Annotated in this window: 11 protein-coding genes; 2 read left to right on the forward strand and 9 right to left on the reverse strand. The window is 65.8% G+C overall.

Annotated elements, in window-relative coordinates:
* Position 1 precedes the first annotated feature (1 nt).
* From phnX to NG900_RS06855, 4 genes are all read right to left on the reverse strand, one after another.
* On the reverse strand, positions 2-880 hold the full coding sequence (gene phnX / locus NG900_RS06840; protein WP_252678321.1) for a phosphonoacetaldehyde hydrolase: 879 nt from the start codon (positions 878-880) through the stop codon (positions 2-4).
* Positions 881-909: 29 nt separating this feature from the next.
* Positions 910-2,661 (reverse strand): putative 2-aminoethylphosphonate ABC transporter permease subunit, encoded by a 1,752-nt coding sequence (locus tag NG900_RS06845; RefSeq protein WP_252678323.1) that lies wholly within the window; start codon positions 2,659-2,661, stop codon positions 910-912.
* Positions 2,662-2,668: 7 nt separating this feature from the next.
* On the reverse strand, positions 2,669-3,787 hold the full coding sequence (locus tag NG900_RS06850) for a putative 2-aminoethylphosphonate ABC transporter ATP-binding protein (RefSeq protein ID WP_252678325.1): 1,119 nt from the start codon (positions 3,785-3,787) through the stop codon (positions 2,669-2,671).
* A gap of 113 nt (positions 3,788-3,900) precedes the next feature.
* Positions 3,901-4,773, reverse strand: a complete 873-nt coding sequence (locus tag NG900_RS06855) for a LysR family transcriptional regulator (protein WP_252678482.1) — start codon at positions 4,771-4,773, stop codon at positions 3,901-3,903.
* 313 nt (positions 4,774-5,086) lie between these two features.
* Between NG900_RS06855 and NG900_RS06860 the strand changes: the two genes are divergently transcribed.
* The gene (locus NG900_RS06860) at positions 5,087-6,808 is read left to right on the forward strand and encodes a M30 family zinc metallopeptidase (protein WP_252678328.1); all 1,722 of its coding nucleotides are present in this window, start codon (positions 5,087-5,089) and stop codon (positions 6,806-6,808) included.
* Here the strand turns inward: NG900_RS06860 and NG900_RS06865 are convergent.
* From NG900_RS06865 to NG900_RS06875, 3 genes are all read right to left on the reverse strand, one after another.
* A complete protein-coding gene (locus tag NG900_RS06865; protein ID WP_252678338.1) occupies positions 6,798-7,487 on the reverse strand; it encodes an aspartate/glutamate racemase family protein in 690 nt (229 codons plus the stop codon). The genes NG900_RS06860 and NG900_RS06865 overlap by 11 nt on opposite strands.
* 26 nt (positions 7,488-7,513) lie before the next feature.
* Positions 7,514-8,965 (reverse strand): MFS transporter, encoded by a 1,452-nt coding sequence (locus NG900_RS06870; RefSeq protein ID WP_252678340.1) that lies wholly within the window; start codon positions 8,963-8,965, stop codon positions 7,514-7,516.
* Between the two features lie 159 nt (positions 8,966-9,124).
* Positions 9,125-9,964 (reverse strand): MurR/RpiR family transcriptional regulator, encoded by an 840-nt coding sequence (locus tag NG900_RS06875; protein ID WP_252678341.1) that lies wholly within the window; start codon positions 9,962-9,964, stop codon positions 9,125-9,127.
* A gap of 149 nt (positions 9,965-10,113) precedes the next feature.
* On the opposite strand from NG900_RS06875, the gene NG900_RS06880 reads away from it, so the two are divergent.
* Entirely contained in the window at positions 10,114-11,031 is a 918-nt protein-coding gene (locus NG900_RS06880; protein ID WP_252678343.1) for a LysR family transcriptional regulator, read from the forward strand.
* A 38-nt stretch (positions 11,032-11,069) separates the two neighbouring features.
* Here the strand turns inward: NG900_RS06880 and NG900_RS06885 are convergent, their stop codons facing one another.
* Complete coding sequence (locus NG900_RS06885; RefSeq protein ID WP_252678484.1) at positions 11,070-11,852, reverse strand: substrate-binding domain-containing protein; 783 nt, start codon at positions 11,850-11,852, stop codon at positions 11,070-11,072.
* A 59-nt stretch (positions 11,853-11,911) separates the two neighbouring features.
* Positions 11,912-13,207, reverse strand: a complete 1,296-nt coding sequence (tcuC, locus tag NG900_RS06890; RefSeq protein ID WP_252678345.1) for an MFS transporter — start codon at positions 13,205-13,207, stop codon at positions 11,912-11,914.
* Between the last annotated feature and the right edge of the window lie 66 nt (positions 13,208-13,273).

Below are 13,273 nucleotides of genomic sequence, written 5' to 3' on the forward strand. Positions count from 1 at the left end.
CTCAGGAGCACTGCGGCCGTTCACCGCGCGCCAGGCGTCGGTTGATGTCGGCCACGACTTCCGGCAGATCGGCAATCGTGTCGATCTCGTAATGCGGGCGGCAGGCGGCAAAGCCTGCCGAAATGGCAACGCGATGGCGTGCACGTTCATCGGCATCCAGCGCTGCGTATTGCGCGTACGGCAGGCCCAGCGCGTTACCCGACATCAGCAGCGCCACCGTCCACATGCCGGCGCGGCGGCCTTCTTCAATACCGGGCACGGTGTCGTCCACCTTCACGCAGGCCGCCACATCGCCAAGGGCGAGATCCACCACGTTGCGCAGTGCCTGCGCAGGCCCTGGCCGAGCACGCGGCACGTCATCGCAGGCGATCACGCAGTCGGGCGTGTAGCCGGCCTCGGCCGCCAACTCCACCACGCGCTCCATCACCACGCGCGGGTAGCCCGAGCACGTGCCGATCTTCAAACCGGCTTCGCGTAGTGCGGCGATGGTCTCCAGCGCGCCGGGAATCAACGCCGAATGCGCGCCCACCTTCTCGATCTGCAACGGCATGAAGCGGTTGTAGATGGCGGTGACGTCGTCATCGGTCGGCATGCGGCCGTGCGCGAGCGAGAAGCGCGCGGCAATCGCGCCGTCGTTGCACAGCGTGCGGATGTGGTCCCACTTGCCCACGCCCATCGGGCCGCGCGCTTCGTCCAGCGTGATGGCCACGCCAAACTCGGCAAACGCCTCCACGAAGATCTGCGTGGGGGCAAACGAACCGAAATCGACCACGGTGCCGGCCCAGTCGAGCACGGCAGCTTCCAGGCGCAGCGGCGTGCCGCGGGCACCGCCACGTTCCGTGCCAGGCATGCGGGTCGTCATTGGGGAGGCGTCACCCATGTTGTGGTTCCTTTTTCTTTCCTACGAATTCAATGAGAGGCCGTGCGCCAAGCCTGCGTGCGGCGCACGATGCCGCGCGTGGCCAGTTCCAGCAGCAGCGACACGATGATCGACGTGACGAGAATGAGCGTAGACATGGCCGCAGCGGGGCCAATGTCGCCGGCGTCGTCCATGTTCAGCACGGCCACGGAGGCCAGCACGGTGTCGGGGCTGTAGAGGAAGATCACCGCCGACACCGTGGTCATGGCCGACACGAACAGGTAGCGCGTGCACGCCAGCACGGCCGGCAGGCACATCGGCAGCGTTACGCGCCAGTAGGTGCGCAGCGCCGATACCTTGAGCGAGGCGGACACGGCCTCGAACACCGGGTCCAGCTGCCCCAGCGACGCCACCGACGTGAGGTGGGCCGCCGTGGCGCAGTGCATGATCGTGCAGAGCACCATCAGCGTCATGCCGCCGTACAGGCCATTGAGCGGGTTGGCCGGATGGTTGAAGAAGAACACATAGCCCAGGCCGAGCACGAGCCCGGGCACCGCCATCGGCAGCAGCACGGCAAAGCGGATGGCGGAGTGCAGCCATGCAACCGCGCGTGTCTTTTCGACCAGCCACGCACCGGTGAAGATCAGCACCGTGCCGAACACGGTGGTCAGCGCGGCCAGCTTCAGGCTGTTGCGATACGCCAGCCAGCCGCCGCCGTCCATGTTGTCGAAGTCGTAATTGCGCAGCGACAGTTCGAGGTTGTACGGCCACAGCTTGACCAGCGACGCGCCCACGGCAGTCGCAAGCATCAGCAGGATCCCGCCGACCACCAGCACGCTCAGCAGCAGGAAGAGCCCGTCGCGCAGGCGGTCCGGGAGCGGGTGATACGGCTGCGCGCGGCTCGCGAGTGCAGCGTGCTGGCGGCGCTGCACCAGGCGCTCCACTGCGAAGGTCAGCAGCGCCGGCAGCAGCAGCATCAAGCCGATGACGGCGCCGCGCGCAAACTGCTGCTGGCCCACCACCGCCTTATAGGCTTCCACAGCCAGCACCTGGTAGCTGCCGCCCACCACCGTCGGCACACCAAAGTCGGTGGCCACCAGCGTGAACACCAGCGCAAAGGCGCCGAACAGGCCATAGCGCGCGCCGGGTAGCGTGACCGTGCGGAACGTGCGCCACGGCCCGGCCCCCATCGCACGGGCGGCGTCGTACAGGCGGCCGTCTGCCAGCGTGAGCGTGGCCAGCAACAGCATCAGCGCATACGGGAAGGTATAGAACACCTCGCCCAGCACGATGCCCCAGAAGCCGTAGATGTTGCCGCCGTTCAGCCATGCCTTGAACAGGCCCTGGTTGCCGAACAGGTAGACCAGCGCAATGCCCGGCAACAGCGATGGTGCAAACAGCGGCAGCATGGCCAGCGTGCGCATCGTGCCGCGCAACGGCATGCGCGTGCGCTGCACGGCATAGGCCAGGGCAAAGGCCAGCGGCACGACAATCGCGGCCACCGCGCCGGACACCGCCAGCGTGCGGCCCACCATGTCGAGAAAGTTCGGACCCTGCACCACGTGCATGACCAGCGCGAGGCCGTGCTCGTCGGTGCTGCGCGCGCTGGGGACCACGCCGGTGGCCTGCAGCAGCATCATGGCCGTCGGGGCCAGCAGGCCGATGGCCAGCAACAGCAGCCAGCCGAGCTTCATGCCGGTCAGCACGGGCACATCGGTGCGCCAGTACGGCGTGCGCGCGATGCGGGCGGGTTCGGATCGGGTGGCCGTGACCACGTTGGTCTCGGGCGGGAGCATCGACATGGCCACCTCAGGCACGGTCGTGCGGATAGAGGCGCAGGCCATCGCGCTCCAGCGCGATCCACAACTTGCTGTCGCCCACCCCCGGGCGCAGCGCGCCCGATGCCACTTCGGCCACCAGCGATGCGTCGCCCAGGCCGTCGATGGCGAGCGTCACGCGGGTGCGACTGCCCAGATAGATCTGGTCGACCACGCGGGCGAGATGGCGGTTGGGGGCGTCGTCGCGCGGGTGCAGCGTGACAGCTTCGGGGCGGCAGAACAGGCGGCCCTTGGCAGCGGCACCGTCGGCAAATGCCGGATCAAGCAGCAGCGGCTGGCCGGCCAGCGTGGGTGTACCGTCTTCCGCGCACTCCAGCGGCAGCCAGTTGGCCTGTCCGACAAATCCGGCGACGAAGCCGGTGGCCGGGCGTGAATAGATGTCTGCCGGCGAGCCCGTCTGCTCGATGCGGCCGTTGGACATGACGGCGATGCGATCGGCCATCGCCATGGCCTCGTCCTGATCGTGCGTGACCATCAACGTGGTCACGTTCAGCTTGCGCTGCAGGCGGCGCAGCTCGATGCGCAGATGCTCGCGCACCTGGGCGTCCAGCGCCGACATCGGCTCATCCAGCAGCAACAGCGACGGCGCGGGCGCCAGCGCGCGAGCCAGTGCCACGCGCTGCTGCTGTCCGCCCGAGAGCTGCGATGGGTACTTTGCCTCGCTGCCGGCCAGGCCGACCAGCGCCAGCATCTCCGACACCCGCTCCTGCATGCGCGCCCGGTTGCTGTTGCCGGTGTCGAGCCCGTAGGCGACGTTCTGCGCAACCGTCAGGTTGGGAAACAGCGCGTATGACTGGAAGACGATGCCGTAGTCCCGCTCACGCGGTGCCAGGTTCGAGATATCGCGGCCGCCGGCAATGATCTGGCCGGCGTCCTGCGCTTCCAACCCGGCGATGATGCGCAGCAGCGTTGTCTTGCCGCAGCCCGAGGGGCCCAGCAGGCAGACGAACTCGCCTTGCGCCACGTCCAGCGACACGCCATCAAGCGCGGTGAATGTGGCAGGCCCGGTGCCAAAGCGGCGCGCAACGTGCCGCACAGACAGAAACGGCGCGGCATGGCCCTGGGCGGGCTGGGAAGCAGGTTGAGGCATCGGCGCGGGTAGTAGCGAAAACGGTCGCCACTGTAGCCAGCCGACATGTACCCCATGTGGCAGTTACCCCAAAAACGCCAATGTGCGCATTTCCGGATTTTGGTTGGGCCGATTCATGGAACCGGACGCACTTCCGCCAGAAACGCCGCAATGAGCCGCGCGTCGCGCCGGTCCTGCAGGCAGTAAAGGTATTCGCTCAGCTCCGGCACCCCGCCCTCAATGCCTTCGAACGGCAGCACGCGCAGGTCGGCGTGGCTCGGCACCTCCTGGCGGGCGATCACGCTCACGCCCAGGTTGCGCGTGATGGCCTCGCGGATGGATTCACGGCTGCCGATCTCCACCGTGGAGGCCGGCGTCACGCCTGCCTGCGCCATCATGGTTTCGGTCATCGCGCGCGTGGTCGATCCCACCTCGCGCACCAGCAGCCGGCATTGCGAGAGCGCCGCCACGGGCACGGTCGTCTGTGCGGCCAGGGGGTGGTTGCGATGCACCACCAGCACGAGCGGATCGCGCGCCAGCTCGATGCGCAGAAAGCGCGCGTCGTCCACCCGCTGCGACGACGAGGCCACGTCCACCCGGTATTCCTGCAGCGCTTCAAGCATCTGCACCGAGTTGCCGGCTTCGATGCTGACGTCGATGCCGGGGTGGCTCTTGCAGAAGCGGTCGACGATGTCGAGCACGTAGTACGGCGCCGTGGCCCCGATGCGCAGGTGGCCGGCCCCCACGTCGCCGGAGTTGCGCAGGAAGAAATCGATCTCGGTCTCCTGACGGACAAGCTGGTCGACCAGCGGCATCAGCCGCACGCCCGCATCCGACAGCGCCAGTCGGCGCCCGCCCCGGTAGAACAGCTCCACACCGTAGGCCTCTTCCAGCGCGCGGATCTGCGATGTCACGGTCGGCTGCGACAGGCCGAGCTGCTTGGCGGCCAGCGTGATGCTGCCCAGGCGGGCCACCATGAAGAACGATTTGAGCTGCGCAACGAGCATCGGTGTGACGGTTTCAGCGCCCGGGGCGGCACTGTGGATGGAGGGGCGGCCCATTCTAGCGGACCGGTCGGCCGGCAAAGTGGCGTCCGCCTCCCTCGTCCGTTTTCGGTTTCTACACCCCGTGGCTACAACTTTTTGCACCTTTCGGCGAGGGCGGGCACGGCCTTACCCCACATCGGGGGGAATTGGGGCCTGTGAGCCCGTTATTTCCACGGATCGAATCCGCCACATCGCCGGGAGAATCCGTCCGCGCGCTGCGGTCACGAGCCGACCGCGCGCAGGCATTCGGATTGGCGGATTTGGAGAGATGTGGATGGAACGCAGCAGCAAACACGTACCCGGCACGAAGCATTGGACCACCACGATGCTGGTGGCAGCAGCATGCACTCTGGCCGCATGCGGTGGCGGCGGTGGCAGTAGCGGCAGCAGCTCGGGGGCCACGCCGGCCGCCACGCAAGGCACGTCTACCAACATCACCCTGGCATCCGCATGCAGCGGTGCAAACTGCGGCGCGCTTGGCAACACCTATGCGGGCTCCGGTGTGGGTGTGTGGCAAGCCACCAATTCGGGCGGCACTGCCGGCTCGATTCCCGTATCGATCGCGGGGCTCACGGGCCAGAGCGTGACGCTCATCTACACCAACCAGGGCGCAGCGGCGCAGCCGATGCCGTCCATCTCGCTCTCGGGCTTGGGCGTGCAGAGCACGACCGGCGCGGCAGCCTCGAAACCCGCAGCCGACGTGGCCGGCAATGATGCCAACGCCGCGTTCGACCGCCAGCTCTCCGACTTCAACGCCCACGCGCTGGACGGCTATGCCAGCGGCGCCCTTCCGGGCACCGGCGCGCTGAAGACGCAGAGCGCGTCCAACGATACGGTGTTGCGCCCGCAGTCGGTGCCGAATGTCGGCGCGCAGCGCACGTGGAACCACCAGCAGCCGGACGGCACGGCCGTCGTCATTTCGGCCACGCTGCACCAACAAGGCACGGCACCCGATGGCCGCATCGTCAACCTCTGGGTGCAGGATTCGGAGTACGGCAGCAGCAAGATCTCCGACGGCATCATCAATACGCTCACGACCAAGTTCGCGTCGGGCAGCCAGTCGGTCTATGCACTGGCCACCTCGCTGGTCGGCCAGCCGTGGGGCAGCTACTCCAGCTCTGCCAGCCTGATCGACCCGAACCAGGCGCTCGACATTGTCGTGCTCAACATCCAGCCCGATGGCCAGCCTTATGGCCGCGTGGGCTACTTCTGGGCGCGCAACAACTTCACCACCAGCGCGCAGCCGCTGTCGAACCAGTCGCTGTCGCTGTATGTGGATTCGGAAACCATCTACATGGGCGGCACCGACGGGCTGAACACGGCCATCTCCACGCTGGGCCACGAGTTCACGCACATGGCCAACTTCTACCAGCGCGGCGTGCTGCACGGCTCGCAAACCATGTACAGCACGTGGCTGGAGGAAATGACGGCGATGACGATGGAAGACGTGCTCTCCAGCCAGATCGACTCGAGCTTCAACAACGTGCGCGACAGCCGCTTCCCAGCCTGGCTGCAGAGCGCGTACGACTGCTCGCTGACGGCGTTCGATCCGTCGCTGTCTTCGTCGTGCCCGGGATATCCGATCTCGGGCAGCCTGGGCGGCTTCCTGCTGCGCCAGTACGGCATTGCGTATTACACCAACCTGCTGCAGAACTTCTCGTCCACCGACTCGGCCACGCTGCTGAGCAGTGCCATCCAGGCCGGCGGCGGTGCGGGCCTGGGCGATGCGGTGGGCCGCTGGGGTACGGCGGTGGCGCTGCTGCCGGTGCCGGGCAGCCCGTCGGGCTTTGCGTATCCGGCGCGCTCGGACAGCGGCTTCTCGATCCCCGGGCTGAACGGGCCGGACTACAGCGGCCAGCGCACCATGCCGACGTCCGTGCCGGCCATGCTGCAGGGCTTTGGCCAGTTCCCGGTGGCACGCGGGCTGAAGGCAGGCACGTATAGCGAGACGATCACGGTGCCGGCGTATTCGACGGTGTCGATCGTCATCCACTGACGGCATGAGGCTGGGGGGCAGTATTCCCCTCGCCCGCAATCTGCCGGCTCAAGCGCCGCACCGCTGCGGAAATCGGCGCGATGATGGGCACATCGAACTGCCGCGCCAGGCTCACGGCGGCCTGCCCCAGTGGGCCGCCACCGATGATCACCGCTTGCGCGCCATCGTCCAGGCACGCTTGGACCGCATGGCCCAACGCCTGCTCCAGCGCGGCGGAATCGGCGGTCAATGCGCGCGGCTCTCCGGGCGTGAGCCGCACTCCGGTATAAAGCGCGCCCAGCCCTAGCTCCTGCGCCTTGGCATCGATGGCTGCAACAAGGTCCGGCGTGACCGTCGCCACGCCAAACCGGCGCCCGCCTTCCGCCGCTTCAAACATCGAGGCTTCGCAGATGCCGACCACGGGCGTCGGGCCGCTTGCGTCGCGCACCTGCGCAACGCCGGGGTCGCCAAAGGCGCTGACGATTACGCCTGCATGCGGCCCGCGCGCGTTGCGCCACGTTGCCTCCACCTCGCCCGCTGCGGCGGCAAGCTCGGCTTCGTTCACGATCATAGACGGCCCGTTCGCGGCGGTGGCACCCACCACCGTATAGCCGGCTGGCGCATTGTCCTGCGCGATGAGCACCATCATGTCGGTGGTGGCCTGGGACGAGTTCGGGTTGATCAGCAGAATGTTGGGCATACGAATGCGATGTCGGGAAAGCAGGGTCAAGGCGTGCCGGGCTTGGCATCGGCCGCTACGGGCGGTGCCTCTTCCGAGGGCAGCGGTACGGCATCGGGCGATTGGCCGTAGGTTTCCGGCACGCTCTGCACGCTCACGATGAACAGCACATACATCGCCGCCACTAGGCCGAACACGCCCGAGATGCCCCAGTGCTCGAGCAGGCGCCCTGCCACCAGCGGCATGAATGCGCCGCCCACCGTGCCGGTGGCGAGAATGAACGCCGTGCCAAACGCCCGCACGCGGGTGGGATACTGCTCCGGCGCAAAGATCCAGATGGTGGTATTGAGCAGCAGCACGAAGAACTGGAAGACCGCGCCCGCAGCCAGGATCGTCACGATGCTCTTGGCGGCGAAGCCGATGACCAGCGCCATGACGCATGCGCAGATCGCCCCGGCCGTCAGCACGCGCTTGCGCGGAAAGCTGAAGCCCAGCAGCGACGCGGTAATCGCACCGAGCAGGCTGCCGCCCTGCATGATCATGGTGAACATCAGGCTCTTCGACACCGTATAGCCCAGCGTGACGAGGATGGTCGGCATGAGCGTAAGCACGGAGATCTGCGCGCCGTACGCCATCCAGATCGTGATGCTCAGCGGAATGGTGCGTCGCGCCAGTGCGCCACGGAAGATATCAGTACTGCGTACCCGCACCTTGGCGGCGATCGTAGCCGCGCGGCCGTCGTCGGCAAGAAACGTATGCGCCGGCACATCCTTGGCCGTGAGCCTGCCGGATGCAAGGCGCGACAGCACGGCATTGGCCTCTTTGATGCGGCCCTGCGCCACCAGGAAACGCGGCGTCTCGGGAATGAAGCGGCGGTAGAACGCGCCCAGCAACGCGGGCACCATCAGCGCAACAAACAGCCAGCGCCACGCGTTATCGCCCGGGAACAGCGTGAAGATCAGCAGCCCGAACGCGGGCGCCAGAAAGTTGCCGAGCCCGCCCGCTCCCACGTTGACGAGCCCCACCGCCGTGCCGCGAAACTTGGCCGAGCAGAACTCCGCCAGCATGGTGACGGCAATCGCAATCTCCCCGCCCAGCCCCAGGCCGACCACCGCGCGACCAACGGCCATCATGCCGAGTCCTGATGCGCTGGCGCAGATGCCCGCACCCAGCGTAAATAGCAGCAGATCGACCGAGAGCATCACGCGGCGCCCGTAGCGGTCGGCAATGGCTCCCGAACCGATGCGGCCAAGCGCCGCAAACACAAACGTGATGGTGTTGAGCAGGCCAATGTCAGTGGGCGTCAAACCCCACTGCTCTTTCAGCAGGGGCCCGACAATGCCGACCGCATTCTGCTCGAACGCATCGAACAGGCACCCGATGAGAATCAGCCAGATGATCGTGTGATGCGCCCGGGTGACGCCGATCTGCTCCAGCGCGCCGTCCAGCTCGGCAACGCGCGGGGAATCGGGTCCGGATGACAGCGTGGGGCCGGCCATGTGCACTCCTGCATCAAAACGGTGAAAAACGATTTCAACGATCTGATACCAGGATTTCACTTAGCCGCATCACATGAAATACGTATTTCACCCTAGACGGCGGCTTGAATGCGGTCTTTCAGCATCCACATGTGCTTGGAAAGCCTCCGGGTAGAGGCGTCAGAGCTCGTCGAGTGCCTCGTGGGCCAGTTCGATGGCCGCAAGACGCTTGCGCCCCGCCGACCCGCAGGCTTCGATGACCTGTGTGGCGATGACGTTGCACAGCGCCAGCACGCTGGCGTGGTCGTCCAGCTTGCCGGGCCCACGGCAGTCACATTGCAGTGACCATGTGGCGTCGGCGCAGTCTGGCGAGCTGCGGTCGCTGATGAAGAGCAGCCTGGCGTGCGCGCGGGTGGCACCCTGAATCACGGCACGCATCTGCGGCGTCTGCCGGCGCGTGCCGAACACGATCACGCAGTCGTTGCGGCCCAGGCTGGCGATGTGTTCGCCAAGCGTTTCGCCCGCGCCCGGGATGGCCGTCACGTTCGGTACGACCTGGATGAGCTGCCAGCGCAGATAGACGGCAAAGCCATGGCTGGAACGGCTACCGAAAATGAGGACGTGGTCTGCGCCTGCAATGGCCTTGGCAATCTCGGCCAGTTCGGAACCGTTCAAGCGGCCAAAGGTGGCCGCCAGGTTGGCCTGCGCCTGCTGGAAGTGCGCGGCGACCGGGTCGACCACGCGTTCATTGCCGGCGGCCTGGAACAGCGGCGAACCGCTCGCACGCTCTTCGCGCACGTGGCGCCGCGCCGCTTCGTAGTTCGCATAACCGAGCCGGCGAATAAAGCGGCTGACCGTGGCTGGCGACACACCGGCCAAGTTGGCGAGCTCGTTCCCCGTATAGCTGGCGAGTTCGCCCGGAAATTCGAGCAGAAAATCGGCGAGCTGACGCTCCGTGGCCGGCAGCGATTCCAACTGGCCGCGAACGCGATGGACGAAGGATTCGGATGAAATCGGCATGCCGCATTCTAGCCAGATGTGAAACCGGTGTTGCACACGGCGTAGCCGCCGCGCCCGTACCCCGCTGCGAAAGCAAAGTGCCATCCCGGTTCCGTGACTCACGCTGAATCATGCAAAATGCCCGGCATCTGGGACGTGGAGGCTACCCCGTGGGGATCAACTTTGACCTGGCGGATCTGCAGGCATTTCGTGCCGTGGTGGAATTGGGAAATTTCCGCAAGGCGGCCGAGGCCGTCAGCATTTCCCAGCCCGCATTGAGTCGTCGGATCGACAAACTTGAAAGCGCGCTGGGCGTGGCGCTGTTCGAGCGCACGACGCGCAGCGTCTCGCTCACCACCGTCGGCCGCGTATTCGCCCGCAGTGCTGAACAACTGCTCGACGATCTCGACGTGGCGCTCTTGGGTATCCGCGATGTTTCATCGAGCCGCCTCGGCCATGTGACCATCGCTTGCGTGCCCTCGGTGGCCTACTACTTTCTACCCAACCTCATTGCGACCTATCACAACCGCTTTCCCCGCATCCGGGTGAAGCTGCTGGATGCCAGCGCGAACGAGGTGCTGGGTGCGGTCATCAGCGGCGAGGCGGACTTTGGCGTGAGCTTCATGGGCAGCCAGGAACCCGAGATCGAATTCAAGATGCTGCTGCAGGAACGCTTCGTGGCCGCCTGCCGACGTGATCATCCCCTTGCAGGCAAAAAGCGTGTGACGTGGAATGAGCTTTACCAGCACGACTATGTGTCGGTGGACAAGACTTCCGGTAACCGGCTGTTGCTCGACCAAGCGCTGTCGACCGTCGCACCGCGTGCTCCCAGCGTGTGCGAGACGCGGCACGTGACGACCATGCTTGGGCTGGTGGAGGCTGGGCTCGGCGTTGCCGCGGTGCCTTCGATGGCCATGCCTGGTCGAGACCATCCCATCCTCACGAGCGTGCCGCTCGTCGAGCCAGTGGTGAAACGCCGCGTGGGCATCGTGAGACGGCGCGGGCGCCCGCTCACGCCCGCTGCAGACGCGTTTCACCAGATGATCCTGGAAGCGAAGCGCGGCGGTGCCACGCGCAGCGACGACTAGCCTAGACGCGCTGCATGCTTAGGCCATAGGCCCCTGCCTCAATGCCCAGGTACGGAATCGAGCCCGGTCGACTTCACCTCGGCTTGTACCGACGGGGATGCGAGATAGTCGAGCAGCGCCTTGGCTTCCTTCGGATGCTGTGCACCGACAGGGATGCCCGCGGCGAAGCGCGTCACCGACTGCAGCGACTCGGGAATCTTCCCGACAAAGACTGCGCCCTGCACAGGCAGCAGCTCACTCACCTGCTGGAAGCCGATTTCGTACTCACCGTTTGCCACCACCGACGCGACCGGGATCCGCGGGATCATCTTCGCCTTCGGCTTGACCTGCTCCTCAATGCCGAGCTTCTTGAACAGCTCGCGCTCGACATAGACACCGCTTGCGCTATCCGAGTAGGCGATCGACTTCGCATGCAGCAGCACTTGCTTGAGGCCCTCTGCCGAGCTGATGTCGGGCTTCGCCGCGCCTTCACGCACGACCATGCCGATGCGTGAATCCGCGAGTTCCACCCGCGAATCCGGGATCACCTTGCCCTGTTTGATGAGATCGTCGAGCGCGTAGCCCACCATGATGACGGCGTCGGCCGGTTCACCGCGCGCGAGCCGGTTCGGAATGGCTTCGGGCGACTTGCCCATCGAGGGCCCAAGCGCTGTGTCCAGTGTGTTGCCGGTCTGCGATGCAAACTGGGGCCCCAGCAGCTTGTAGGCCGCGGTAAAGCCGCCCGAGCTCATGACATGTAGTTCGGCGGCCTGGACGTTGGCCGCCACTGCGAAGGTCGCAACAAGGGCAACCGCGCCCAGTTTCAGAAACCAGTTCTTCAAGGTCATGATTTTGCGGGGTCGTATGTATCTGTAGTCGAGAGCCGGAAACAAATTGCGCTTCAGTGCGCCGGCACCAGCGCTACCGGGCGGCGCCGGTAGAGCGCGAAGGTCGCGGCAAGTGCGCACAGCGCGGCGAAGCTCATCCAATAGCCAGGTGCGGCCTTGTCGCCGGTCATGTGGATGGCCGCCGTCGATAGTGCCGGAGTAAAGCCGCCAAAAACCGCCGTCGCCAGGCTATACGCAAGCGAGAAACCTGCAACGCGCACCTGCACCGGCATCACCTCCGTGAGCGCCACAACCATTGCGCCGTTATACACGCCATACAGGAACGAGAGCCACAGCAGGACGGCCAGCATGTTCTGGAACGATGGCGCGTGAGCGAGCAGCGAGAGCGCCGGATAAGCCGTTGCAACGGTCAGCACGGTCATGCCGACGAGGAGCGGCCGGCGCCCGATCTTGTCGGACAGCGCACCGCCGATCGGCAGCCACACGAAGTTGGACACGCCCACGCACAGCGTCACGAGCAGGCTGTCGGCGGTGCTCAGGTGCAGGACCGTCTTGCCGAAGGTCGGCGCATAGACCGTGATGAGATAGAAGCTCGTGGTCGTCATTGCCACCAGCATCATGCCAGCGACCACCACGCCCCAGTTCTGGGCCAGCGTGGTGAAGACCTCCTTCATGCCCGGGCGATGCCGGCGCGCCTTGAACTCCTGCGTTTCCTCGAGATTGCGGCGCAGCACGAAGATGAACGGCACGATCATGCAGCCGACGAAGAACGGTACACGCCATCCCCACGCGGCGATGGCCGGTGTGCTCAGCCACTGGTTGAGCACGAAACCGAGACCGGCCGCCACGACGATCGCGACCTGCTGGCTGGCGGACTGCCAGCTCGTGAAAAAGCCCTTGCGGCCGGGCGTGGCCATCTCGGCGAGGTACACCGACACACCGCCCAACTCCGCACCCGCCGAGAAACCCTGCAGCAGACGGCCCAGCAGCACCAGCGCGGGTGCCAGCAGCCCGATCGTGGCGTAGCCCGGGACAAACGCGATCAGGATAGTGCCGCTTGCCATGATGGAGAGCGTGACGATAAGGCCCTTGCGGCGACCAACGTCGTCAATATAGGCACCCAGCACCACCGCGCCCAAGGGCCGCATCAGAAAGCCCGCGCCAAACACCGCGAACGTCATCATCAACGAAGCGAACTCGCTATCTGCAGGAAAGAAGACGTTGGCGATCTGCGTGGCGTAGAAGCCAAAGAGGAAGAAATCGAACTGCTCGAGGAAATTTCCGGCTGTGACGCGAAAAACCGCGGCGGCCTTTGATTGCCCGGTCGAAAGGCTGGACTGGGGGTGCATCAAGTGTCTCCTGGAATGCCAAAGAAAACGCCGTGGTTCGGTCGCTTGTCGTTTTGGCAATGGTCT

The organism is Ralstonia soli (genome assembly GCF_023955655.1).
In the GTDB taxonomy this organism is placed as follows: Bacteria; Pseudomonadota; Gammaproteobacteria; order Burkholderiales; family Burkholderiaceae; genus Ralstonia; species Ralstonia soli.

Excerpts from the sequence above, each read along its gene's own strand:
- NG900_RS06860 (WP_252678328.1), top strand. The coding sequence starts at position 5,087 with ATGGAACGCAGCAGCAAACACGTACCCGGCACGAAGCATTGGACCACC.
- phnX (WP_252678321.1), bottom strand. The coding sequence starts at position 880 with ATGGGTGACGCCTCCCCAATGACGACCCGCATGCCTGGCACGGAACGT.
- NG900_RS06845 (WP_252678323.1), bottom strand. The coding sequence starts at position 2,661 with ATGTCGATGCTCCCGCCCGAGACCAACGTGGTCACGGCCACCCGATCC.
- NG900_RS06855 (WP_252678482.1), bottom strand. The coding sequence starts at position 4,773 with ATGCTCGTTGCGCAGCTCAAATCGTTCTTCATGGTGGCCCGCCTGGGC.
- NG900_RS06850 (WP_252678325.1), bottom strand. The coding sequence starts at position 3,787 with ATGCCTCAACCTGCTTCCCAGCCCGCCCAGGGCCATGCCGCGCCGTTT.
- NG900_RS06865 (WP_252678338.1), bottom strand. The coding sequence starts at position 7,487 with ATGCCCAACATTCTGCTGATCAACCCGAACTCGTCCCAGGCCACCACC.
- NG900_RS06875 (WP_252678341.1), bottom strand. The coding sequence starts at position 9,964 with ATGCCGATTTCATCCGAATCCTTCGTCCATCGCGTTCGCGGCCAGTTG.
- tcuC (WP_252678345.1), bottom strand. The coding sequence starts at position 13,207 with ATGCACCCCCAGTCCAGCCTTTCGACCGGGCAATCAAAGGCCGCCGCG.
- NG900_RS06870 (WP_252678340.1), bottom strand. The coding sequence starts at position 8,965 with ATGGCCGGCCCCACGCTGTCATCCGGACCCGATTCCCCGCGCGTTGCC.